Source organism: Peribacillus sp. Bi134, from assembly GCF_918698065.1.
In the GTDB taxonomy this organism is placed as follows: Bacteria; Bacillota; Bacilli; order Bacillales; family DSM-1321; genus Peribacillus.
Genome location: NZ_CAKKLN010000001.1, coordinates 1 through 24852 on the forward strand (window position 1 = coordinate 1; position 24852 = coordinate 24852).

A 24852-nucleotide genomic window follows, 5' to 3' on the forward strand; every position below is an offset into this window, starting at 1 on the left:
AACTAGTTGCCTTCGCTGGAGTAGATCCAAGTGTTCACTCATCAGGTAAGTTTACGGCAACCATTAATCGTATTACGAAAAGAGGTTCGAGCAGACTACGTCATTCTCTGTATCTTGCCGTACTATGCGGCATAAGAAGTTCAAGGAACAAAAAGCTTAAAGCCTTCTATGATAAGAAAAAATCAGAAGGAAAACCTGCCAAAGTGTCAATCGTTTCCTGTATGAATAAGTTGCTTCATTGGATTTACGCTTTATTAAAAAGAAAAGAAGCATTCCTAGATTTAGCCTGATTAACGATTTTGTGAAACAGAGAAAAATCCTTCCAAAAGGGTTTTGGAGGGTTATTTGTCATGAACAAAAATAGTATATCATAAGGGAAATGAAAATTTTAGAGAAAGATATTGACATCCTATTAGCTGGTTTAGCTGAAGCTTGGAGCTGTCTTTAAGACAGCTTTTTCTTATGGAATTAACGGGGCAGTTTAGTTGAACAAGGTTCTTGATAAACCTTAATAGGATTTAGAGTTATAACAAATACCTCAGTTTTTATTCTTTTAAAGGTTTTATTAAAGTTGAATTGAATTATTAGTATGGATAAATAAAACAAAGTTGAGGTGTTATCTTGCAGATACTATTAATTCGACATGGTGAGTCAGAAGACGATTTTCTAGAAGAAAATTACGAAGGAACTACAGATTTACCATTAACTATTAAGGGAGTTTGAACAAGTAGAAAAAATGTGCCGGCGTGTATCAGAAGAGTTTCCACCAGAATTCATCTGGTCAAGTACCTTGCTTCGTGCTAGTGAAACTGCTGAAACTTTATCAAATACTATCCAATGCCCAGTAACATTCTTAGATGATTTACGAGAGATGCAAGATATGGAGAGTGAATTTAATTTTAGATTACGAGCTCAAAATGTCCTTTCCTATATTAGAGAGAACAGTGCAAATTATAAACGAATTGCTATAATATCCCATGGGGGGATGATTACTAAAATAATTGAAAGCTTTCTTCAATTACCACCCGAAATTAATGATGTGTGGTTCAATTCTAATAATACAGGTATACATCTTCTTGAGTATACCGACCATCCATACAAACTTATAAGGTTTTTAAATAGTACTACGCATTTGAATTAACTTATGTTCGCGCTAAATAATTTTAACTTTTTTAATATCAGGAGCTGATCAGCAGCTCCTTTTCTTATAGAACTAACGGGTGCTCTAGCTGAAGATCGGAGCTGTCTTTAAGGCAGCTTTTTCTTTATGGAACTATCGGAGCAGGATAATTCAGGAACTGATAATACTAATAAGCCAGCGAAAACAACGGTTTCACGTTATAATAACTATTCGAACCTTTTAAGAGAGGCGATTAAAATGAAGGTAGAAATAAGCTACTTCCCTCCCGAAAAAATAATAACTGAGCCGGGGGAAGAAGCCACTTATCCTTTTGAGATTAACGGTGAGTTCCAATATATCGTAGAGTTTTCTCTTGTTAGTATGGGGTCCGAATGATAATTTTGCTGTTTCAAAAATTGAGGGTGTTATTTAAATCACTTCTCAAACCTTAATTGTCGGCATAGTTATTGCCAAGAATCTTACGCCAGATAGAATTGAAAATATTAATCTTATGTTTATGATAATAAAAAAGAATGGCCAAAAATCATTTTGATTTTTGGCCATTTTAATATTAGAAATGAAAACCAAATAATTATTTTTCTACACAAGCAATTATATCTTCAGCTAAGAGTTTAGAACCACTAACCTTTTAGATATTTCAAGGCTCCTTCACTTGACCAATCAAATATCTTTATACTGCTCATTCTTTTATTTACTTCTTTAATGTTTAACTGGTTGGAAACAAAATTATAATTTGAAGGAATAATTATATTGCCGGCTATAGCAAAAGCATTTAAACAGACTATATGAGTTAGTCTATATTGCTTATAATCACTCCATTCAACAGGTAACAACTCTTTTATACAATTAAAATAAGTAAGAGTTATATTAAGTATTTTTTCCTTAGGTAATTCGGCTATCTTTGTATTTATAATTAATAACAAAAGAAAGTTATATACATTTTGTAAAGTAATATGCTTTTCTTTAGTTCTTTTGCCAATTAACGTTCCTTTATTATACAAGGGGCTGTTAGGGTCAATAATTAGCTGTGTTGCAATCCAACTAAGATTATCACTTTCTCTTTTTAAAAATCTACTTAACGAAGTACCTATACCTTGAGCTTTTGTATTAATAATATCAAAAAATTTAATTTCTTCATCTTCATCTAAACAGTGAAAAGCTTGGAAGGGCACATTTAAAATCGCACTAGTTTCTTTTGTATATACTCCGATTCACCCAAATTCGAAGTTTTTACCTATTAACCTTCCAATATTTAGGCGGACTTTTTCATCTCCCTGAAATCCTCACTCTTAACCGAAGATAAGCAATCATTTCATGCTTTCTACTATCAGTTCAGTAAAAACGAAGTCATATCTAGCCGATTGTGATAATTAAGGTATAATGATAGGGGAAAGATATTTTGTAACGGATTAGGTGAAGATGATCATGAAGCTAATCATTGCGGAGAAACCAGATCAAGGTTCAACGCTAGCAGCTCAATTTAAAACGAAGAAACAGCAAGGCTATATAGAAATCATGCCGAATGAACTTTTTCCCGATGGAGCTTATGTAACTTGGGCTGTCGGGCATTTATGTCAACTTGTTTCACCGGAAACCTATCATTCAAAATGGAAAAAATGGTCGATGGAAACGTTGCCGATGATTCCTGAGAAATTTCAATATGAAGTGACCCGACAAAAGGCAAAGCAATTCAATGTTGTGAAGACCTTACTTAGGAAACCGGAAGTCGATGAAATCATTCATGCAGGTGATGCCGGGCGTGAAGGAGAATTGATTGTACGCAATATCGTTAATCTATGCAATGTCAATAAACCGATGAAACGTTTATGGATTTCCTCTTTGACCCCAAAAGCGATTTATGAGGGATTCCAAAATTTGAAGAGCGAGGAAAAAACCAGGCCGCTCTATTATGAAGCGTATACGAGAGCTTGTGCGGACTGGGTTGTGGGAATGAATGCGTCGAGAGCGTATAGTATTTTATTGAAACAAAGGGGCGTTTCGGATGTGTTTTCAGCTGGAAGGGTTCAGACACCGACTCTTGCTTTGATAGTGAAGCGGGAAATGGAAATTGAGCAATTCAAGTCTGAGCCGTTCTGGGAAGTGTTCGCTGACTTCAAGATGGATGGAAAGAAATATCAGGGAAAATGGCAGCAGAACAATGATCCGAGAATAAAGACAAAAGAAATGGCTGATAAAATTGCCGCCTTTTGCAAGGGTAAGGAAGCTGAAATAGCTGAAATGGATACTGAAAGGAAAGAATTTCAGCCGCCTTTGTTATTTAATCTATCGTCATTGCAAGCTACAGTGAACAAGATTTATAAATATTCACCGAAACAGACGCTTGATATAGTACAAAGTTTATATCAAAAAGGGATCGTTTCTTATCCACGTTCAGATTCCAATTATGTAACGGAAGGGGAAGCCGAAACATTTCCCGATATCTTGCAAAAACTAAGCGGGTTTTCAGAATATGAATCCCTGTTTCCTTTGCCACAACCGAACATCATGAATAATAAAAGGTTTGTAAATGAAAAAAAAGTGACTGATCACTATGCAATTATCCCGACGGAGCAGGTAACCGACCCGAAGCGGCTTTCCGCCGAAGAACGGAATATTTATGACTTGGTGGTACGCCGGTTGATTGCGGCTCATTATGAAAAAGCGATTTTCGATTACACCACCATTAAAACGCTTGTCGATAAGCGTGCGGAATTCATTTCTAAAGGCAAACAGCAGATTCAAGAGGGATGGCGCAAAGTGATTTTCCAAGATGACAAGGATGATGATATCATTTTGCCGTCCGTTTCCAAAGGGGATACTGGAAAGGTCGCCAATATAAAGGTGAAAGAAGGAAAAACCCAACCTCCTAAGCGCTATACAGAAGGTCAGCTGATCACTTTGATGAAAACAGCCGGAAAGCATCTGGATAATGAAGAGTTAGAAAAAGTTCTGATGAAAACCGAGGGTCTCGGAACCGAAGCAACTCGGGCTGGCATCATTACCATGCTCAAAGACCGTAAATACATCAATGTCAAAAAAAATCAGGTTTTTGCGACAGATAAAGGGAAAGTGCTGATTACTGCCATCGGGGAGAAAATCCTGGCTTCACCTGAAATGACAGCCAAATGGGAACAGCGTTTGAGGGAAATCGGTGAAGGAAAGGCTTCAGCCGGCGGATTTATGGAAGCTGTTAAAAAGATGTCAGCAAAAATCATCAGTGATGCCGTGGAATCATCGGAAAACTGGGATTTTCAAGGGCTGGATACCGAGTCGATTCAACGGAGCGGCTCTAAAAAAAGAAGCTCGGCATCTGTGGGCAGCTGTAAACTATGCGGTTCTAAGATTGTCGATAAAGGGGAATTCTATGGATGTGTAAGTTATCAAAAAACAAAGTGTAACTTCACCATCTCCAAAAAAATCCTTAATAAGAAAATCAGTCAAGCAAATATAAAAAAGCTGTTGGCGAGCGGTGAAACGGATCTGATAAGCGGTTTTAAAAAAGGGGAAAAAACCTTTGATGCCATTCTATCGTGGTCCGATGCTGAAAAGAAGATCAGTTTTACATTCCCAACAGAACAAAACATCAAGCAAACTTGAGAAGAAGCATCATTAAAGGCGCCCTGAGACTTATATCTTCTTGTTTCGGGGCCGTTTATATAGTAAAATTTTTAGATATGCGTTTGAATGGGAGGATTCCGAATGCCTACACCGAGCATGGAGGATTACATAGAACAAATTTATTTACTTATTGAAGAAAAAGGATATGCAAGAGTTTCCGATATTGCCGAAAATCTTTCCGTCCACCCATCTTCTGTTACAAAAATGGTACAAAAACTGGATCAGGAAAAATATTTGATATATGAAAAGTACCGGGGTCTCGTTTTAACCGCAAATGGGAAAAAAGTTGGTAAAAGGCTCGTATACCGTCATGAACTTTTAGAACAGATGCTAAGGTTGATTGGGGTCAAGGAAGAAAATATTTATCAAGATGTAGAGGGGATTGAACACCACCTTAGTTGGAATGCCATCGATAGGATTGGAGACCTGGTTGAATTCTTTGAAGAATCTCCTGACCGTGTCGAGGATTTACGTAAGATACAAAAAAGAAATGAAGAAAATTCAAAATAAGCTGCCGCTGGCAGTTTTTTTTTATGTATTTGAAAATCACTAGGGGTGACGTTTTAAAGGAGGATTTTTGAATTAAGAGCAGAATAGCTATAGGGAAGCCCCGGTCGGGAATTAGGGGGTATATGGGAGGATGAATTTCAGATGAATTTACATACATGGCATGAAGAGTCGAAAAAGGAATGGGATGTTTTTGCACCTATGTGGGTGAAGAATTCGCAAGAAATGTGGGAAACGGGGAGCCGGAAAAACATTATTCCTTTCTTTTCTGAATATGTACCTTCGGGAGTGAAGGTAGCTGACATAGGCTGTGGAGATGGAGTTGGTTCCTTGAAATTGGCCGAAGCGGGATTTAAAGTAACCGGAGTTGATCTATCCAATGTGATGATTGAATTTGCAAAGGGAAAAACCGCTCAACAACCAGGACTTTCTTTCCTGCAAGGAGATTTTTATAATCTACCATTCAAAGATGAAGAAATGGATGCAGCAATGGTCATTAATTCTTTGGAATATACGGGTGAACCATTAACGGTGATGAAGGAAATCCAACGGGTAATAAAGCCTGGCGGCTATGTATGTTTTGGGATACTTGGTCCAACAGCTGAACCACGAAAAAACTTCAGTTTTCAACGGTTATTAGGAGATAAAGTCATCATGAATACAATGCAGCCATGGGAATTTGAAAAAATGGCTTTAGAAACAGGATGGAAGGCAGTGGCTGATACCGGCGTTGCAAAGAGAGGGGTGGACTATGCAAAACTGGGACATTTTTCAAAGGAATTAAAGCAAGCTGTATCGTTCATGTGGCTGTTTCTCCTGCAAAAAGAGGTGGGGCAGTGATGGAGAAGTATCAAATCGATCAATTCGTTGAAAAGACGAAGCAGCAGGATAAAGGGCAAGGCTTATTCGAACTTGAAACGGAACGAATCCTGGAGATTAATTTGGAAAAGCAGATCTGGGCAAAAATGGGGACGATGGTTTCTTATCGCGGCCATATTAAATTCGAGCGGGAAGGCATCTTGGAGCATGGTCTTGGTAAACTCTTTAAAAAAGCTTTGACTGGTGAGGGTGCATCCTTGATGAAAGCGACCGGAAGCGGCAAGCTATACGTCGCCGATCAAGGGAAGAAGATTTCTATTTTACAGTTAAATGGTGAATCGATCTGTGTTAACGGAAATGATTTACTTGCATTTGAACCGGGGATTTCATGGGATATAAAAATGATGCGGCGCATTGCCGGGTTATTGGCGGGGGGATTGTTCAACGTAAGGCTCGAGGGGAGAGGCATGGTCGCATTCACTTCCCATTATGAGCCGCTTACTTTAATGGTGGAATCTGGGAATCCGGTCTATACGGACCCGAATGCCACAGTAGCTTGGTCAGGGGAATTGCAGCCTGAATTCGTAACGGATGTTTCATTGAAGTCGTTTTTTGGGAGGGGAAGCGGCGAATCCGTTCAAATGAAATTCGAAGGTCAAGGATTTGTGGTCGTCCAACCTTTTGAAGAGGTATACTTCGGTAATAAGGAATCATGAAACAAACAACCTGAGTCAGAAACTCAGGTTGTTTCCCCATGAAGTGGCTGCCCAAAAAAACGATTCACTTAAAAGTGAAAGCTTCTTTTTTCTTACCCTTTCAATCCCACTCATAAGGGGTAGATTGATAGACATAATAGTTCAGCCAATTAGAGAACATCAAGCTGCAATGGCTCTTCCAGCGGTGGAGAGGTACCTTGGTCGGATCGTTATCAGGAAAGTAATTTTCAGGGAGTTGCGTATTGATCCCACGCTCTCTATCGCGCCTGTATTCTTCACCTAGGGTATCGGCATCATACTCGAAATGGCCGGTAACCATAATTCTTTTTCCGTCAATCGAAGCAGCGATCAATACACCAGCTTGATCGGACTGTGCGAGAACCTTCAATTCAGGATGGTTAACTAATTTTTGATAGTCAATATCCGTATGGCGTGAATGAGGGGCCATAAAATAATCATCGAATCCGCGGACTAGATTTTCATTCGGTTCAAGGACCTCATGGGTGTATACGCCGAAGCATTTCTCTGGAAGTTCGTATTTGCCTATTCCATAATGATGGTACAGGGCAGCTTGTGCCCCCCAACAGATATGTAGGGTGGATGTGACATTTTCGCTTGACCAGTTCATGATATTCTGCAGTTCTTCCCAATAATTGACGTCTGAAAATTCCAGCTTTTCTACTGGAGCACCTGTAATGATCAAGCCGTCATATTTCTTCGTGCGAATTTCATTAAATGATTTGTAAAATTGATCTAAATGAAATTTACTTGTGTTTTTTGATTCATGTGTGCTCAAGCGCAGGAATGATATATTTACTTGAATGGGAGTATTGCCAAGAAAGCGCAGTAACTGGGCCTCCGTTTTTTCTTTCTCTGGCATTAGGTTTAATATTAATATATTCAATGGACGGATTTCCTGATTGGTAGCTCTTTCCTCATCCATAACGAAGATATTTTCCTGTTCTAAAATTTCTCTTGCTGGCAGTTGTTCTGGAATTCTGATTGGCATGATTAGCCTCCTTCTTCAAAAATCATAATATTTTAATTATATAGAAAATTATTGAATAGAAAAGCTATTTTAATAATTTCTTGTAAATCCCGAAGGAAATGGCCCGGAAATGGTAAAATGGGAAGATCATGAATACATAAACTTATAAGTTGGAGAGGTGTTTGGAGATTGTTTGATCCTACAGCATTTGAGAACATGAAAGTGGTATTGGAAGGAGCGGTTTACGATCGTGACTTCATTGGGGATATATTGGTCATAAACCGTGATGATATAGTGAATCTCTCGACCATGTCCAGATCATATAAGATTGAGATGGGATTGAAAAAAACAATGGCGCCCATTTCGATTAGCGGTGCCATCGAGTTACACGCTTCTCTCAAGAACCTAAGTTCGGAGTTACTCGATGCCGATATTGATGATACGCATACGGGTTGCACGGTCAATATTTTCATTTCTTTTCCCAAAAAGCTTGATGAGGTGAATGCTGAACAATTGTTGAACGACCTGGAAAAAATTTGGGGAGATCAAAGAATCATTACAGTGACGACCAGCGATACGGTCAGTAAAAAAATGCAACCCGTTACTTCATCTATATATAAAGTATCATTTGGAAGACTGGTAAAAGAAGAGCAAATGGATGATTTGGAAGACATGGTAGAGTATTTGATTCAATCTATCCAAGCAGTGAAGATTCCAGGATGATAGGCAAAGGATAAAAGTTGGTAAACGTACCTTTAAATACGGTAAAATGAATCATCATACTAAAGGGAGAGATCATATATGTCCATTTACGAATTTGAAGTCAATAAAATTAATGGCGAAACCATCTCGCTTGAGGAATATAGAGGGAAAGTGATGATCATAGTGAATACCGCAAGCAAATGCGGTTTTTCGCCACAGTATGATGATTTGCAAAGCCTGTATGTACAATATAAAGAGGATGGGATTGTCGTACTTGGTTTTCCGTGTAATCAGTTTTTGAATCAGGAGCCTGGTGATGATCTGGAAATCGATTCATACTGCAAATTGAATCATGGTGTAACTTTCCCGATGTTTGCCAAAGTGAATGTTAATGGAAAGGAAGCCCATCCCTTATTCAGCTATCTGACTGAAAATGCTCCCGGAGTGATGGGATCCAAATCGATAAAATGGAATTTTACAAAGTTCTTGATTGACCGAGATGGAAATATCGTCAGCCGGTATGCGCCTAAAACAAAACCTCTGGAAATGGAAGAGGATATAAAAAAATTATTATGAGAAATGATTCGAGTCCAACGGAAACTTCTGTTGGGCTCTTTTTTTTAGGTTAGAAATTTAATGCATGCATCCGTTTTTAAAAGGGGACAGATGGTTGGGATGTTGAATATAATAGAAGACACAAATGAGGGGGGAAAACATGGAACGAATTGCATGGGTAACAGACAGTACGGGAACTTTAGACGAAGAATTATCATTGAATGAACATGTATACGTCGTTCCGATGGTCGTCATCATCGATGGGAAGGAATATGAAGATGGCGTCGACCTATTACCTGAGGAATTATACCGTCGGATGAGTGAGGATAAAATCACCGCCACTACGTCACAGCCGTCGGTCGGCAGATTCCATGAGTTATATAAGGAGCTTGAAAAACGCTATGATCGAATCATAGCCGTACACCTTTCAAGTGAATTGAGCGGCACCGTTTCCGCGAGCAGGCAAGCTGCACAAATGGTTACGATCCCTGTTGACGTTTTTGATACTTTACTTATTTCCTTTCCGATGCTATTAATCTTGAAACGGCTCATGCATCATATTGAGAATGGCGATTCCATCAATGAAGCATTCGTCAAAACGAGAATGTATGCGGATAACCATGAGACCTATGTAATGATAGGCTCTTTAGATCAGCTGCATCGCAGCGGCAGGTTAACAAACGCACAGTATATTCTAGGAAGCCTATTGAGCTTTAAACCCATCATTTCAATCGAAAATGGTGTGCTCCATACTAAATCTAAGCCTCGGAACCTTAAAAAAGCAGAAAAACAGATCTTCACTGATTTTCGCAGATCAGTCGAAGCGGGAAAAGTAAAAGAATGCACCATATTATATGGTGGAGTATCGGAGCAGGCACAAAAATGGAGAAAGATGATTTCCGAAGAATTTCCTCATGTGTTGACCCATGTATCCCCACTGGGGAGCGCCATCGGGGTGCATACCGGTGAACAGACGATTGGAATCAGTTGGTTCAATGAAGATTAAAGCACACCATTATTGAGAACCATGGTAAAATAGATAGGACATGGAGTGGTGAAATGAAACAAACGATGATTGAATTAACGGAGAAGTATGTATTTGACCAATTGAATTCTGATGCCAGCGGCCATGATTGGTTCCATATCGATCGTGTACGTAAGCTGGCTTTACATATTGCAAAAGAAGAACGAAAAGGAAATGAGTTCATCATTGAATTGGCGGCCCTGCTTCATGATATCCCTGATGATAAATTAAACCAGGAAGCCGATGGAGGCTGGAAAAAGCTTGATTCTTGGTTCGATGAAATAAAGTTGGATAATGATAGTATGGATGCCATCAAACAGATCATCAATACAATTTCATATAGTGCAGGGCAGATGAAGCTTCCCTCGATCGAGGCTGAAATTGTTCAGGATGCGGACCGCTTGGATGCAATTGGTGCCATTGGCATAGCCAGGACATTTGCATTTGGCGGAAAAAAGGGACAACTTATGTATGATCCTTCATTGCCCATAAGGGAAAACATGACCAAGAAGGAATACAGGAATGGCAAAAGCTCTTCCATTCATCACTTTCATGAAAAGTTATTGCGTTTGCAAGATATGCTCAATACTTGTACTGCCAAGAAGATTGCAAGTGAAAGGCATGAATATATGATTGGATTTTTGGATGAATTTAATAAGGAATGGGATGTACGATTATGAAAGTTTTTAGCATGGAAAATGTAATGAAAACCCAAGGGGAAAAGCTGCTTTTTAAAGATGTCTCTTTTTCCATAACCGAAGGGGAGAAAATCGGGATCGTTGGAATAAACGGCACCGGTAAATCGACATTATTGAATATTATCGCAGGATTGGAAGACAGTGATTTAGGAAAGAAAGATCACCCGAATGATTACACGATTTCCTATCTATCCCAAGACCCTCATTTCGATGAGGAATTGACGATCATGGAATATATGTATGAAAGTTCAACTCCTGTATTTTCGTTGATTAAAGAATATGAAAAGACACTCGTTCAACTCCAGGTAGATCCGCAGAATGGCGCAGTACAGGACCGTTTGTTAAAGCAACAGCAGGATATGGACACGCTTGGCGCCTGGGATACAAGTGCCAATGCCAGAACGATACTGACCAAGCTTGGACTTCCTGATCACTCAAGAAAATTGGGGGAACTGTCAGGTGGCCAAAAAAAACGTGCGGCACTGGCAAAAACCTTGATTGAGACCCCTGATTTACTGATTTTGGATGAGCCTACCAACCATCTCGATTTCGAAAGCATCACTTGGCTTGAAGAATATTTGGGGAAATATCAAAAGTCCGTTTTATTTGTAACCCATGATCGATATTTCCTTGATCGTGTGTCCAATAAGATTTGGGAAATTGCCCAAACGCAGCTTTTCGAATACAAAGGAAACTATGCGGATTATTTAGAATCAAAGGCCATTCGTGAAGAGAACGAGTCAGCTGAAAGAACGAAAAAGGAAAGTCTATTCAAAAAGGAACTGGCCTGGATCCGTAAAGGAGCAAAGGCCCGGACAACGAAACAAAAGGCCAGGATCCAACGCTTCGAAACATTGGAATCTGGTGTAAAGGATAAGCAGAAAACCGAGAACCTGGAAATGGAATTAAGCGGTGCCCGTCTTGGGAAAAAGGTGCTTGAGATGCAGGATGTTTCCAAATCCTTCGGTGATCGAACCATCATCAACCATTTTTCCTTCCTCTTCAAACCAGGTGATCGAATTGGGATCGTCGGTAATAATGGCAGCGGAAAGTCAACCTTGTTGAATATCCTGGCAGGAAGGGAATCCATAGATGAAGGAAACCTGGAAAAAGGGCAAACCGTGAAAATAGGATACTATACTCAAGAAAGCGTCGATATGGATGAGAATTTGCGCATGATAGAGTATATTCGGGAAACGGCAGATTCAATCGCCCTTAAAGATGGTAGTTTCATATCGGCTGCGCAGATGCTTGAAAGGTTCTTGTTTCCAATGGGATCGCATGGGACGCCAATTCGTAAGCTGTCCGGTGGGGAGAAAAGGAGATTATATCTCCTTAACATATTGATGTCGGCACCTAATGTCCTGCTTTTGGATGAACCGACGAATGATTTGGACACGCAAACCTTGACCGTTCTTGAGGATTATTTAGAAACGTTTTCAGGTGTAGTCATTACTGTATCACATGATAGGTATTTCTTGGATAAAACGTGCCATCAGCTTCTTGTTTTCAAGAATAAAGGTGACATTGACTTCTATTACGGCTCTTATTCAGAGTTCTTGGAAGAAAAGACGGAAGAGGCTGTGCCAGTAAAAGCACCAGAGCCACAGATGAACCGGACCGAAAAGAAAAAGAAAAAACTGACCTATGCGGAAAGTAAGGAATGGGAAGAGATAGAAGGGAACATGGAGCGGGCCGAGCTGCGCTTGAAAGACATAACATCAGAAATGTCAGCGGCGGGAAGCGATTTTGAAAAAGTACGCCTGCTTCTTGAAGAAGAAAAGGAACTAACGGATAAATTAGACCATTTGATGGAAAGATGGGCGTATTTAGCGGAAAAATTGGAAGAAGAATGAGCGTGGTGACTGGTCCAAGGAAGTAAACTTGGATCAGTCTTTTTTTTGCCAATCTCAATTGCATGAGAATCTGTTGCCGATGTGATAATATCTAGTACATGGAAACGTCTTGTAAAAGGAGAGAAATGCATTGAAAATTAAGTCGATAGAACCTACACCAAGTCCGAATACAATGAAAATCAATTTAACAGAAGAACTATTAGCTGGTAAGAGCAATAATTATAAGAAAGATCAAGCTGACCAGGCACCCCAGCTGATCAAAGATTTATTTACGATCGAGGGAGTGAAAGGGGTATATCATGTTGCGGACTTTTTAGCCGTTGAGCGAAATGCGAAATATGATTGGAAAGATATCTTGGTCCAAATCCGTCAGGTTTTCGGGGAAAAAACCGAAGAACAAAATCAACAAACAACGCTAAATGAACATTACGGAGAAGTAACTGTTGCCATTCAACAATTCAAGGGCATTCCGATGCAAATTAAAGCAAGTGATAGTCAACACGAAAAACGTTTTGCCTTACCGGATTATTTCATAAAGGGCATTGCCGCTGCCCAAAAAGAAGATGACAATGTAGTCCTGCTTCGAAAATGGAAGGATTATGGCGTAAGATATGGTGATATGGAAGATATCGTGAAGGAAGTATCGGATGAACTGATCGCAGCTTATCCGGAAGATCGAATTAATCGGCTAGTTGCAGCTACAAAAGAAATGGTCGATACGAAGGAAGCAATTTTGAAACGTCCAAAAATTAAACTGACTGCAGAAATGCTGAATGATGAAAGCTGGGAAAAGCGTTATCAGGCTTTAGAACAAATGGAAGATCCAACGGTTGATGATATTCCAGTATTGGATATGGCACTCTCCGACAGTAAGGTCTCCATTCGAAGGCTCGCGGTCGTATACTTGGGTATGATCGAGGATAGAAAAGTGCTCCCGAGCTTGTATAAAGCATTGAAAGATAAAAGTGCGGCCGTAAGACGAACGGCTGGTGATTGTTTATCAGATCTTGGCTTTGAAGAAGCGATGGGAGAAATGTCTCAATCACTTTCGGATAAAAATAAATTGGTTAGATGGCGGGCCGCGATGTTTTTATATGAAGTGGGAAATGAAACGACCCTCCCTTATCTTAAACAAGCGGAACAGGATCCTGAATTCGAAGTGGCCCTTCAGGTCAAGATGGCCATAGACCGTATAGAAAATGGCGAAGAAGCAAAAGGTTCGGTTTGGAAGCAAATGACAGAATCAAGACAAGCGAATGACAAGTGATTTGAAATGACCCAGGAAAAAGGCATGCGGATAATATAATCCGCATGCCTTTTTATTTTTTAAGGATCATTTCCAATCATTTGAAAGGGGCTCCCCTGAGGTCGAATCTATAAAATGGAACTCTATTATTTTAGTAAAATGATTTTTGTAGATATTTAGTGAAGAATGGTTGCATTTGTCTATAAATATGTTAGAATTTTTAGAGTATACTAAAAATTATATTATTCTGAATCATTAAACATTTAGCGGAAATTGGGGGTACAACAAATGTCTACATCAAATATGAGAAGTGACATGATTACAAAAGGGGTCGATCGAGCTCCACATAGAAGCCTGCTGCGGGCAGCAGGTGTTAAAGAAGAAGATTTCGGTAAACCGTTCATCGCGGTTTGTAATTCATATATCGATATCGTTCCAGGTCATGTACACCTTCAGGAATTCGGAAAAATAGTGAAGGAAGCGATTCGCGAAGCGGGCGGTGTTCCTTTCGAATTTAATACGATCGGGGTAGACGATGGAATTGCGATGGGTCATATTGGTATGCGCTATTCTTTGCCAAGCCGTGAAATCATCGCAGATTCCGTAGAAACTGTTGTATCGGCACATTGGTTTGACGGTATGGTGTGCATTCCAAACTGTGACAAGATAACGCCGGGAATGATGATGGGAGCACTTCGTGTCAATATTCCTACAATATTCGTAAGCGGTGGACCCATGAAAGCAGGTAAAGATAAAAATGGTAAATCTCTTTCATTAACATCCGTTTTTGAAGGGGTGGGTGCTTATCAAGCAGGTAATATCAATGAAGAGGATTTGCAGGAAATCGAGCAGGTTGCATGCCCTACTTGCGGTTCTTGTTCAGGAATGTTCACAGCAAACTCCATGAACTGCCTGGCTGAAGGATTGGGACTTGCACTTCCGGGAAATGGTACGATTTTGGCAGTAGCTGAGGAACGTAAGGAATTCGTTAAGAAATCCGCTAAACAGTTGATGGAGATAATCAAACAGGATATCAAGCCTCGTGATATCGTAACGATTGATGCAATTGATAACGCATTTGCCTTGGATATGGCGATGGGCGGTTCGACCAACACCGTGCTTCATACGCTTGCATTGGCACATGAAGCAGGTTTTGAATATCCGATGGAACGCATAAATGAAATAGCTAACCGCGTACCGCATCTAGCGAAAATCGCACCGGCATCCGATTATCATATTGAAGATGTACATAATGCCGGTGGTGTTAGTGCCGTCATTAATGAGTTACTCAAAAAACCAGGTGCCTTTAATGGAGATTGCCTTTCTGTCTCAGGTAAAACGCTCCGCGAAAATGTTGCCGGTTGTGAAATATTGGACAAGGATGTAATCCATCCATTGGATAATCCGCATTCTGAGCGTGGCGGGCTTGCGGTATTGTTCGGTAACCTTGCTCCTCAAGGCTCCATCGTAAAAGTGGGCGCCGTTGACGCATCAGTTGGTGGCTATCACAGGGGTCCTGCCATTTGTTTCGATTCCCAGGAAGATGCACTTTCCGGAATCATTACCGGAAAGGTTAAAGAAGGGGATGTAGTGGTCATTCGTTACGAAGGGCCTAAAGGTGGGCCGGGAATGCCGGAAATGTTGGCACCCACTTCCCAAATCGTCGGGAGGGGACTTGGAGCGAAAGTCGGTTTGATCACTGATGGCCGCTTTTCAGGAGCATCCCGAGGCATCAGCATTGGTCATATATCCCCCGAAGCAGCTGAGGGAGGCCCGATCGCCTTTGTTGAAGATGGAGATATCATCGAATTGGATTTGAATAATCGTAAAATCCAATTGGAAATTTCCGATGAAGAATTCGAAAAACGCAAAGCCAATTGGAAAGGCTTCGAGTCAAAAGTCAGAACAGGCTATTTAGCACGTTATTCCAAACTTGTGACGAATGCCAGCTCAGGCGGAGTGATGAAAGTTTAAGTTAAAAGGAAGACTAAAACATGGTGGCAGAATGAAACTGGATTCTGTCACCATGTTTCTTTGTGGGAAACAATGAAATTTTACAAAGCTTTAAGCGTCATTTTTGCATATGCACTCAATAATATAGTATCATTATACTAATTGAAGAATTGTAACCAAGGAGGTTTTTTTATGTCGATGGCATATGATGAATATATGAAACAAATGGTGAAACCAATGCGCGCGGAACTGGTGCAAGCAGGTTTTGATGAGTTGGAATCCGCTGAAGCGGTTGAAAACTTTATGGAATCGGTAGAAGGTACGACACTTGTGGTCGTGAATTCAGTTTGCGGCTGTGCTGCCGGGTTAGCCCGTCCAGCTGCTACTCAAGCCGTACTCCAAGCGGACAATAAGCCAGATCATTTGGTAACTGTATTCGCAGGCCAAGATAAGGAAGCGACAGCTAAAATGCGCGAATACTTCGATGGAATAGAACCTTCTTCACCATCCATGGCTCTTTTAAAGGGCAAAGAGGTCGTACATTTCATTCCGCGCCATGATATAGAAGGACAGCCAATGGAAGCCATCATGGAAAATTTATTGGCAGCGTTCAGTAAGTAAATAAGTGATAAAGCGGAATGTCCTGGAAACAGGGCATTCTTTTCAAATTTTAAAAGAGTATGAAGGGGTAGGATTCATGTTTGTCACAACAGTAGGAAGAGCCGATAAAGAAACGATGATATTAGCCAAAAGGTTAGCTGAAGAATTGCAAATCCCCTTTATAGCAAGAAGAAAACGATCAGTGAGAGATATCCAAGCGGAACATAATGAAGGTGATTGCCTTGTTTTTGGTAAAAAGCGGATGGAGTTATATCGATACCAGGAAAAAGAACCATTCTTTTTTCACCCGAACCTAGCGATGATTCGTATAAAAAGAATAATGCGCGGAGAAAGTGATCCATTTCTCATTGCCGGAGATATAAATGAAGGGCACGCTGTGCTTGATTGTACCTTGGGATTGGGCTCTGATGCGATTGTCGCAAGTTTCAAAGTGGGTGAACATGGACAGGTTGTCGCATTGGAAGGAAATCAATATTTGGCCTTGCTCGTGGACCGTGGAATGAAAACATGGGAGGATGCAGAAGAAAAAATGATTTCTGCGATGAGAAGAATAGAGGTCAGGCAGGGTGATCATTACGAAATATTGAAAACATTGCCGGACAATCATTTTGATGTCGTATATTTCGATCCCATGTTTGAAGAAACGATTCAGGAATCGAATGGTATAAGGGGACTGACTCATTTTGCGGATGGTAAGGATCTATCGGTTGAAATAATGAAAGAAGCTAAGCGGGTTGCGCGCAAGAGAGTCGTGTTGAAAGACCATTACCGCAGCTCCCGCTTTGAGGAATTTGGATTTGAAGTACTAAAAAGAAAAACATCCAAATTCCATTTTGGCTTCATTTCCATCCAGTGATCACGATTTATAATCTGTTTCGTCCAGACCCATGGCACAGCCTTCCCGGCTTGAATCGGCAGCACCATAGTTTGAGCCATCGGGGTTGATTTGAATCGCTTGGACATTCCCTATTGAGTGGGGAACTTCATTAAAGGCGAAGCCCATTGCTTCCAAGTGGCCTTTGCTAGTCATATCCATTCCAGGCTCCCATTCAATATGAGGGCCCATCGGAGTGAAAATTCTAGGTTCTTCGATGGCTGCTTTCAAATCCATTTTTAAATCGAGTACATTAATGATCGTTTGTACGACTGAACTGATGATGGTTGGTCCACCTGGTGACCCTAACGTCAAGATCGGCTCGCCGTCTTTAAAGATGATGGTCGGGCTTTTACAGCTGACTGGGCGTTTATTGGGCTGCACTTCATTCATGCCGCCTGGAATGGAATCAAAATCAGTCAGTTCGTTATTCAGCATGAAACCATAGTCTGAAACCATGATACCTGATCCGAATGGATGTTCTACTGTAGAAGTGCATGCTGCGATATTACCCCATCTGTCACGGACAGTGAAGTGTGTCGTTTCACTGATCTCTTCTTCATTAGGTTGCGGAATGACTTCCCTTTGTTGCACGGAATCATAAATCCAAGGGTTTCCGAAGTCAATGGCATTATTTCTTGACTTGAAATTAATGAAGGAGCGGCGTTTAGCTATATACTCATCATGCATGAGACCCGCCAATGGCAATTCGGCAAATTCGGGATCAGCGAGAAATGCTTTTTTATCTGTAAATGCCAGACGCATCGCTTCTGCGATTAAATAATATTTTTCCCAAGAACGGGCGTCATATTGTTCGATTTGGAAGCTTTCCAAAATTTTCAGGATTTGAATGACCGTGAATCCGCCGGCACTTGGCGCATTTGATGAAGCAATTAAATAATCCTTATAAGTCCCATACATTGGTACATCGATAGTAGCTTTATAGCCCTTTAAATCAGAAAGCTCCATGAACCCTCCAAGCTCCTGTATACAGGAAATGATGCCCTCTCCGATTTCACCTTCATAAAAAGCGGAAATTCCCTCACGTTGTAATATCCGATAGGTATTCGCCAATTTTTCTTTAATCAGCAAATCGCCATCCTGATAGGGTTTTCCGTTTGGTATGAAGAACTTACGCGCTTCATCGCCCAATCTATATTCAAAGTTTTTAAGAGCATCGCATAGTACCCAATTGACGGGAACTCCTTTTTCAGCAAATTCAATGGATGGCTCGATAAGTTCAGCCAATGGCTTACTGCCATTTTCAGCGAGTGCTTCATCCAAAGCTTTCAGTATTCCGGGTATGCCTACCGCTGTGGCTTTGATTGATCTTTCTTTAAATGGGATGACTTTCCCTTTTTCATCAAGAAACATGTCTCGATGTGCTGCTTTAGGTGCTCTTACATGCCCATCGTATATTTTCGTTTCCTTATTTTTAGCGTTATATACCATTAGGAAACCACTTCCGCCGATACCGGTCATCATGGGTTCCACAATATTCAGGGCAAATTGGATGGCGACCGCCGCATCGACAGCATTTCCACCTTCACGTAATATTTTTTCCCCTATGGAAGTGGCTACCGGATGAGCTGTAACGACCATTCCGGCGCCCCCTGTAGCTGTTTCCCTTTTATAATCCTTATCTTTAATGATTTCATTGTTGTTTTCCAAAATAATTCCTCCATTATTCAGTCCTTTTATCTGCCAAAAGGTAAGGCTTATGTTTGAATGAAAAGAAAACCTTGTCATTGTAGAAGAATGACAAGGAGATTTTTCGTAGGTATTCATTTATTCTTAATCAGCAAATGATAAATATACGAAAAATGCTAATGTTACAAGACATAAAGCCACCATGGCAGTCGAAGCCATATAAGACCCCTCCTTAAAAAGACTTGAATCTAATTAAGTTCTCCAATAATCGTCAAAATCCTTCATTTAAATGTAAATTTATTGATATTTAATAAAAAAGTTCGAGTTCATAAACTTTATATAGGTATATATCCTTTTTTTTGATTTTTAAAACATGGGTAACTATATATTCGTAATTACCAAAAAATAAAAGTATACTAAATATAAAGACAATACAAAAAAGGAGGGGGAGTGTGATTTGAAAGCGGCGGTTTGGTTCAGGAAAAGTCTCGTCATTTTAGTATCCGTTTTGACGTTTGGTCTTGTCACTCCTTCAGATCTGGCGTGGCTTGCGGAAGCCGATTCGTTAAAGGATACTAAAAAAGGGTTAGTGGAAGAAGAGGGATTATCCTATCTTCCTTCGCAAAATTCTACTGAACTAGAAGAGGAATTCAACCGGGAAGAATTTTTATCGGGCATAATGAATAAGGCAGAGGAAAACGCATTTGTGAAATTTGGCGAGAAGATCAATCCTAAAATTGGTGATGAGTTCAAAATGGCCATATTACCAAAAATGGAAGAAGCCATTACCGAAATGGCTGCCCAATTTCCAGATGAGAAATTACAGCAATTAACCATCACTGAGCAGCCGAGTGCGGGCAGGGCTGAAAAAATATTTCATATTTATGATACAAACAGCGGCAAGGATATCATCAGATTCCATGTCAGGCAGGAAAATCCTCCACTGGAAGGGTATTGGTTCGATTTTCATTATCATACCCATCATGATTCATTTGCCACCCATTATAATATAGGGAAAATATATTGGGATAAAAATACGCCGCCAGAGTGGACGAGTAAACAAAGGATCTCATAGCGGTTGGTTTCGTTGATTTTATGTAAGTGTAAGAGTATGATGAAAATGAAGTGAATCTCTAATAGCATCGAAATGATACGTTGTCATGCAACGTATTTATTTTGTGTTGAAATAAAAGCAGAGTTTTTATCATAACGGGGAACAATGTGAACAATGTTATTTTAAAAGGTTTTCTAATTTTGCGGTTATAGTAGCAGAGGAGTCTTTATCATGTCAGAGTTGTTAAATAACATCATGCAAACGTATGCCCAGTTTTTTGACTGGCATATGTGGGTCGAGGTTTTATCCGACCCGGTGAGCTGGGGATTGATTGGAACGCTCGTATTAATGGAAGGGTTGCTATCAGCGGACAACGCTTTGGTATTAGCAGTAATGGTCAGGCACCTTCCGGAAAAACAACGGAAAAAAGCACTTTTTTACGGTTTATTAGGTGCTTACGCTTTTAGATTTATAGCGATTGGAATCGGTGTTTTCCTCATTAAGCTTTGGTGGGTGAAGGTAATTGGAGCAGCCTATCTTGGTTGGCTCTCATTTAAATACTTTAGGGATAAAAGAAAAAAACAAGCTGATGAAGATATTCAGGGAATGAATAAAAACAGCATACTGATCCGTATGTTTGGTACCTTATGGGGAACGGTTGCCGCAGTGGAATTGATGGATATAGCATTTTCCGTCGATAGTGTCTTGGCCGCATTCGGGGTGAGTGAAAAAGTCTGGGTGCTTTTGACAGGGGGAATGATTGGTGTCTTGATGATGCGGGGAGTGGCGGGATTATTTCTAAAATTGATAGATAAGGTTCCTGAATTGGAAACTGCCGCATATGTCCTTATCGGATTCATTGCTATAAAAATGTTATTGGCCGTTGCAAGGATAGAAATCCCGCCTGCAATCTTTTTTGCCTTTATTTTGCTGATTTTTGGCACCACGATCGTATTCCATTTGAAGAAAGGGAAAAAGCTTAAGGAACATGGTTGAGCACTATTTAAAAAAGCTGCCATCGAAAATGATGGCAGCTTTTTGTCGCAAAAGTTTCAGAATGGTGTCATTATTCAGGTGTTCTTGGTAGAGGAAGAATCGTCAAAACTAAATTAGAAAATGCTATCGGCAATAAATTGTCGTCGGACAATACATTTTGCACCGATGCTTGGAGGGCATTTTCTCAAAGTGATAATATATCAATAAGTAGTATGATAGTAGAAAATTGTCTTTTCAAGACAGATGTTACTTATAAAGAGTTAAGATTATCAACCTTTAATAAATGAATACATTGGAACTACGGGGGCGGAAAATTGAATATAGAAGTTGGCTATTTCCCGAAGAGATATTATGACTCAAATCCTGATGCTGGAGGTTTTTTCCCGTTTGCAATAGAAGGCACTACGCCATATGTTTTCTCAATGGATGGCTTTTATCTACCAGAATGTGATGAAAATTTCCTGCCATTGTGGATGAGAAACATTCAAGCATTTCCACTTTATTTTTGTGCTGAGGTTTCTTCTTATTGCAAAGAAGAGTTTGAACATAATTGCAAGGAATTCAATATCAGTTATAGATACTTAACTAACCGATACGTTGTTACTGAAATCCAGAATGAAAAGCAGTTTCAGGAGATTTTCCCTTTCTATATTACTCTTGGTAGTGGGAATGATTTAGTTTTATGGTCCACAAACAAAGATGTATTTAGTGTAGAACAAAGAGAATGGAAAGGAAATTGGGAAGGGAAAATTGTGGGAACAGTAGTGGTTAAAGTAGAAGTCGATACAAGTATTTTTTGGATTGGCTATGATGGAGATAACATTGCGGTTATCTCAAGTCAATCGAATTTCGCAACCTATAAAAAAATAATCAAGACTTTTCCCGATTTTGTAGTTCCAAAGCTATGTAAGTACGAGTAATTTTAAAAATTAAAATGATTATGAGACCCCTGATAAGAGAAGGTCTCATTTATTTGACTAAAAAACAACAATATTATTTAACATAACCAAAATTTAAAACAAAGTTGATTGAAGCGGAAGGTGCGAGACTCCTGCGGGAAAAGCGAGTCGAGGGTTGACCCCACAGGCGCAAAAGCGCCGAGGAGGCTACCGGACCGCCCGCGGAAAGCGAGTGCCTGGAGCGGAAATCAACGTCTAAATTGTGCACATATAAAAAAACTGTAGGCAAACTTGATTTTTCATCGAGGTTGCCTACCCGTCTGAAGCTGACATCAAATATGATGTCAGCTTTTATTTTGGAAAATATCAATTATTTGAAGAAGGGCTGTAAATGTTGTGAAGAAAAGCAATGGCAATAAAAAGTTAAGCCAAAGTGAAGACAGTAGCGGATGCAGCAGTATGCCAAATAAGATGGAGAAGAGAAAAAGGTCGAGAATGATGAACACTCTTAAACTGTAAATATCAAGCACTTCTTCAGCAAGTTCTCGGTGCTCCTTCAAGATTGCTTTTTTATTATTGGTTTCCATGCGATCACCTTAAACCTTTTACGATTATATACTGTTGATATATGAAAAGTGCGGATCAATGGTTCTTCTCATGATGAATGGCAACCGAAATTACCAAAAAAACATAGAGTTTTTACATTAGGGCAATATGTTATACTAATATAATAGTATCGAAGGTTTAGAGTTTTTAAATAACATATATTTTCTTAACATAAATGAGGAATGAAGAAGGGGGGAGAAGCGTGTGAAAAGGAAGAAATGGTTATCCATACTTGCATTATTTGTCTTTTTATTCTCAATGCTCTCCTATTCATTAGCGAAGGATGAAGGGGTGAAATGGCGGAATTTACCCAAAGATAATCTTTTAAGACAAGCTGAACTTTTTAAAGGCAATAAAGAATTGCAACGAATATTTTTATTTCCAGAAGAGGGGTACGATGAAAGGGAAGCACTTAAAATTGCTGGTACCATTAATAAACTGCCTCATTCCCTATTGAAGAAAACTGCTGAAAGTGGTGTGAGGATCAAACTATTCGATGGTGATTTAACAGAAAATCAATCCGCAGCAAAATTAAAGGGGAAAACTCCGCGTGGTTATTTGAATAAAGAAACAACTTGGGATGATGTGCCTGGTATGGGCGGATCACATACGGTATTGGTTAAAATCGGGGCAAGTGACAAGGGCAACGGGCATGGCTCCGTTAATTTGGAACTGCATGAGCTGGGGCATTCTATCGATAATATAGTGTTTGATGGAATCCGTGAAGACATGGATTATTTGAAGATTTGGGGTAAGGAAGTGGATGGGCTGTTTCCCGGGATTACGTATTTTTCCAATTACCCTGAGGAATACTTTGCAGAAACGTTTGCCATGTTTTATGTGAACGATGAACAAAATCAATTGCTTAGACAAAAAGCACCCAAGACTTATAATTTTATTAAACAATTAGATTAAACATTGGGCAATAATACGTTAAAATAAGGAGAATGAAAGTAGAAAAGGTGGTTTATCATGAAGCAATATTTAGATTTATGTAAGCATGTACTCGAAAATGGAACGCAAAAGGGTGATCGTACGGGAACAGGAACGATCAGTACCTTTGGATATCAAATGAGATTCAATTTAAAAGATGGATTCCCTGTACTTACAACGAAAAAGGTTAGTTTAAAAGCGATTATCCATGAACTATTGTGGTTTTTGAAGGGTGATACGAACGTTGGCTACCTTCAGGAAAATAGCGTGCGCATCTGGAATGAATGGGCTGATGAAAAGGGAGAATTAGGTCCGATTTATGGTCATCAATGGCGTTCTTGGGGAACGGCTGATGGAAGGCAAATCGACCAAATCAGTGAATTGATCGAACAAATCAAAACGAATCCAAATTCAAGAAGGCTGATAGTCAGTGCTTGGAATGTTGGGGAACTGGACGAAATGGCCTTGCCGCCTTGCCATGCTTTCTTTCAATTCTATGTCGCTGATGGTAAGCTTTCATGCCAGCTATACCAACGTTCAGCGGACGTCTTTTTAGGTGTTCCTTTTAACATAGCTTCATATGCGCTCTTAACGATGATGATCGCCCAAGTGTGTGATTTGGAAGTTGGCGAATTTGTACATACTTTCGGGGATGTCCACATCTACTCTAACCACCTTGAACAAGTGGAACTGCAGTTGACTCGTGATCCCAAACCATTGCCAATCATGAAAATCAATCCGGATGTGAAAAATATCTTTGATTTCAGCTTCGAGGATTTCGTTTTGGAAAATTACGAAGCTCATCCCCATATAAAAGGTGAGGTTAGCATATGATTTCATTGATAGTTGCTATGGATCAAAATCGTGTGATAGGTAATAACAATAAACTGCCGTGGCATTTACCGGCCGATTTGCAGTATTTTAAAAAAGTTACCATGGGCCATCCGATCGTCATGGGCCGAAAAACATTTGAATCGATCGGCAGGGTCCTGCCTGGCCGGGAAAATGTCATCGTTACCCGCAATCAGGATTTTAAAGCGGAAGGCTGCGTAGTTTTACATGATATAGCACAAATCAAAACGTTTGCAGATAGCCGTGATGAGGAAGTTTTTGTGATTGGCGGAGCCGAAATCTTCAAGGAAATCCTTCCTGTTACCGATCGCCTGTATATAACGGAAATCCATGAAACCTTTGAAGGTGATACTTTCTTTCCAGTGATTGATGAAAATCAATGGGATAAAGTCTCCTCAAAACCAGGCAGCATCGATGAAAAAAATCATTATGCACATGATTTTATTATTCTACAAAAAAAATAAAGTGCTAATCCGATTATGGGGAAATGACCATAATCGGATTTTTTTGGTATGAAACGAACAAAAGCAAGAATTTTTAGAAA

General features: G+C 39.9%; 26 protein-coding genes and 1 pseudogene. 23 read left to right on the forward strand and 4 right to left on the reverse strand.

The features are described 5' to 3' along the window. From LQ188_RS00005 to LQ188_RS00015, 3 genes are all read left to right on the forward strand, one after another. Positions 1-290, forward strand: a 290-nt coding sequence (locus tag LQ188_RS00005; protein ID WP_230175663.1) for a transposase, incomplete at its 5' end; no start/stop codon positions are given. 446 nt (positions 291-736) lie between these two features. After that, positions 737-1141 carry a histidine phosphatase family protein gene (locus LQ188_RS00010; protein ID WP_230175664.1) on the forward strand — a complete coding sequence of 135 codons (405 nt, stop codon included), beginning with the start codon at positions 737-739 and terminating at the stop codon, positions 1139-1141. A gap of 126 nt (positions 1142-1267) precedes the next feature. Beyond that, a complete protein-coding gene (locus tag LQ188_RS00015) occupies positions 1268-1516 on the forward strand; it encodes a hypothetical protein (protein WP_230175665.1) in 249 nt (82 codons plus the stop codon). A 245-nt stretch (positions 1517-1761) separates the two neighbouring features. On the opposite strand, the gene LQ188_RS00020 is transcribed toward LQ188_RS00015, so the two are convergent. Then, positions 1762-2313 (reverse strand): hypothetical protein, encoded by a 552-nt coding sequence (locus LQ188_RS00020; protein WP_230175666.1) that lies wholly within the window; start codon positions 2311-2313, stop codon positions 1762-1764. 253 nt (positions 2314-2566) lie between these two features. Between LQ188_RS00020 and LQ188_RS00025 the strand changes: the two genes are divergently transcribed. The 4 genes from LQ188_RS00025 to LQ188_RS00040 all read left to right on the forward strand — a co-directional run bounded on the left by LQ188_RS00025 (position 2567) and on the right by LQ188_RS00040 (position 6801). Next, positions 2567-4738: a DNA topoisomerase III gene (locus LQ188_RS00025; protein WP_101225305.1), complete on the forward strand. Its 2172-nt coding sequence runs from the start codon at positions 2567-2569 to the stop codon at positions 4736-4738. A gap of 102 nt (positions 4739-4840) precedes the next feature. Beyond that, complete coding sequence (gene mntR, locus LQ188_RS00030) at positions 4841-5269, forward strand: transcriptional regulator MntR (protein WP_048687667.1); 429 nt, start codon at positions 4841-4843, stop codon at positions 5267-5269. Positions 5270-5410: 141 nt separating this feature from the next. After that, positions 5411-6106, forward strand: a complete 696-nt coding sequence (locus tag LQ188_RS00035; RefSeq protein WP_101225304.1) for a class I SAM-dependent methyltransferase — start codon at positions 5411-5413, stop codon at positions 6104-6106. Further along, positions 6106-6801: an AIM24 family protein gene (locus tag LQ188_RS00040; protein ID WP_101225303.1), complete on the forward strand. Its 696-nt coding sequence runs from the start codon at positions 6106-6108 to the stop codon at positions 6799-6801. The genes LQ188_RS00035 and LQ188_RS00040 overlap by 1 nt, the downstream gene beginning before the upstream one ends. Positions 6802-6901: 100 nt before the next feature. On the opposite strand, the gene metA is transcribed toward LQ188_RS00040, so the two are convergent. Further along, a complete protein-coding gene (gene metA / locus LQ188_RS00045; RefSeq protein ID WP_101225302.1) occupies positions 6902-7810 on the reverse strand; it encodes a homoserine O-succinyltransferase in 909 nt (302 codons plus the stop codon). Positions 7811-7978: 168 nt separating this feature from the next. On the opposite strand from metA, the gene LQ188_RS00050 reads away from it, so the two are divergent. The 9 genes from LQ188_RS00050 (at position 7979) to LQ188_RS00090 (ending at position 17300) form a co-directional block, all read left to right on the forward strand. Continuing rightward, positions 7979-8512 (forward strand): hypothetical protein, encoded by a 534-nt coding sequence (locus tag LQ188_RS00050; protein ID WP_101225301.1) that lies wholly within the window; start codon positions 7979-7981, stop codon positions 8510-8512. Between the two features lie 78 nt (positions 8513-8590). Further along, on the forward strand, positions 8591-9067 hold the full coding sequence (locus LQ188_RS00055) for a glutathione peroxidase (protein ID WP_101225300.1): 477 nt from the start codon (positions 8591-8593) through the stop codon (positions 9065-9067). A 139-nt stretch (positions 9068-9206) separates the two neighbouring features. Then, positions 9207-10052 carry a DegV family protein gene (locus tag LQ188_RS00060; protein WP_230175667.1) on the forward strand — a complete coding sequence of 282 codons (846 nt, stop codon included), beginning with the start codon at positions 9207-9209 and terminating at the stop codon, positions 10050-10052. 53 nt (positions 10053-10105) lie between these two features. Continuing rightward, on the forward strand, positions 10106-10750 hold the full coding sequence (locus LQ188_RS00065) for an HD domain-containing protein (protein WP_230175668.1): 645 nt from the start codon (positions 10106-10108) through the stop codon (positions 10748-10750). Next, complete coding sequence (locus LQ188_RS00070) at positions 10747-12624, forward strand: ABC-F family ATP-binding cassette domain-containing protein (protein WP_230175669.1); 1878 nt, start codon at positions 10747-10749, stop codon at positions 12622-12624. Before LQ188_RS00065 ends, LQ188_RS00070 begins: the two co-directional genes overlap by 4 nt. 130 nt (positions 12625-12754) lie before the next feature. Further along, positions 12755-13891 carry a conserved virulence factor C family protein gene (locus LQ188_RS00075; RefSeq protein WP_230175670.1) on the forward strand — a complete coding sequence of 379 codons (1137 nt, stop codon included), beginning with the start codon at positions 12755-12757 and terminating at the stop codon, positions 13889-13891. A 282-nt stretch (positions 13892-14173) separates the two neighbouring features. Next, positions 14174-15844: a dihydroxy-acid dehydratase gene (gene ilvD / locus LQ188_RS00080; protein ID WP_034311212.1), complete on the forward strand. Its 1671-nt coding sequence runs from the start codon at positions 14174-14176 to the stop codon at positions 15842-15844. 171 nt (positions 15845-16015) lie between these two features. Next, a complete protein-coding gene (locus tag LQ188_RS00085; protein ID WP_057277313.1) occupies positions 16016-16444 on the forward strand; it encodes a BrxA/BrxB family bacilliredoxin in 429 nt (142 codons plus the stop codon). Between the two features lie 76 nt (positions 16445-16520). Continuing rightward, entirely contained in the window at positions 16521-17300 is a 780-nt protein-coding gene (locus tag LQ188_RS00090) for a class I SAM-dependent methyltransferase (RefSeq protein WP_230175671.1), read from the forward strand. On the opposite strand, the gene ggt is transcribed toward LQ188_RS00090, so the two are convergent. Then, a complete protein-coding gene (ggt, locus tag LQ188_RS00095) occupies positions 17301-18989 on the reverse strand; it encodes a gamma-glutamyltransferase (protein ID WP_230175672.1) in 1689 nt (562 codons plus the stop codon). 436 nt (positions 18990-19425) lie between these two features. On the opposite strand from ggt, the gene LQ188_RS00100 reads away from it, so the two are divergent. From LQ188_RS00100 to LQ188_RS00115, 4 genes and pseudogenes are all read left to right on the forward strand, one after another. Further along, complete coding sequence (locus LQ188_RS00100; protein WP_101225293.1) at positions 19426-20043, forward strand: YpjP family protein; 618 nt, start codon at positions 19426-19428, stop codon at positions 20041-20043. Positions 20044-20253: 210 nt separating this feature from the next. Further along, positions 20254-21018: a TerC family protein gene (locus tag LQ188_RS00105; protein ID WP_101225292.1), complete on the forward strand. Its 765-nt coding sequence runs from the start codon at positions 20254-20256 to the stop codon at positions 21016-21018. A 71-nt stretch (positions 21019-21089) separates the two neighbouring features. Next, positions 21090-21305 (forward strand): annotated as a pseudogene (locus LQ188_RS00110) (hypothetical protein); the annotation flags it as partial. Between the two features lie 27 nt (positions 21306-21332). After that, positions 21333-21938, forward strand: coding sequence for a hypothetical protein (locus LQ188_RS00115; protein WP_101225291.1), 606 nt, complete (start codon positions 21333-21335; stop codon positions 21936-21938). Between the two features lie 323 nt (positions 21939-22261). On the opposite strand, the gene LQ188_RS00120 is transcribed toward LQ188_RS00115, so the two are convergent. Beyond that, positions 22262-22504: a hypothetical protein gene (locus LQ188_RS00120; protein WP_101225290.1), complete on the reverse strand. Its 243-nt coding sequence runs from the start codon at positions 22502-22504 to the stop codon at positions 22262-22264. A gap of 223 nt (positions 22505-22727) precedes the next feature. Here LQ188_RS00120 and LQ188_RS00125 point away from each other — a divergent pair, with 223 nt between their 5' ends. Genes LQ188_RS00125 through LQ188_RS00135 form a run of 3 tightly spaced genes read left to right on the forward strand, consistent with a single transcriptional unit; the run spans position 22728 to position 24772 of the window. Next, the gene (locus LQ188_RS00125) at positions 22728-23438 is read left to right on the forward strand and encodes a toxin (protein WP_230175673.1); all 711 of its coding nucleotides are present in this window, start codon (positions 22728-22730) and stop codon (positions 23436-23438) included. A 57-nt stretch (positions 23439-23495) separates the two neighbouring features. Continuing rightward, positions 23496-24290, forward strand: coding sequence for a thymidylate synthase (locus tag LQ188_RS00130; RefSeq protein WP_048686772.1), 795 nt, complete (start codon positions 23496-23498; stop codon positions 24288-24290). After that, a complete protein-coding gene (locus LQ188_RS00135) occupies positions 24287-24772 on the forward strand; it encodes a dihydrofolate reductase (RefSeq protein WP_101225288.1) in 486 nt (161 codons plus the stop codon). The genes LQ188_RS00130 and LQ188_RS00135 overlap by 4 nt, the downstream gene beginning before the upstream one ends. The last annotated feature ends 80 nt before the right edge of the window (positions 24773-24852 follow it).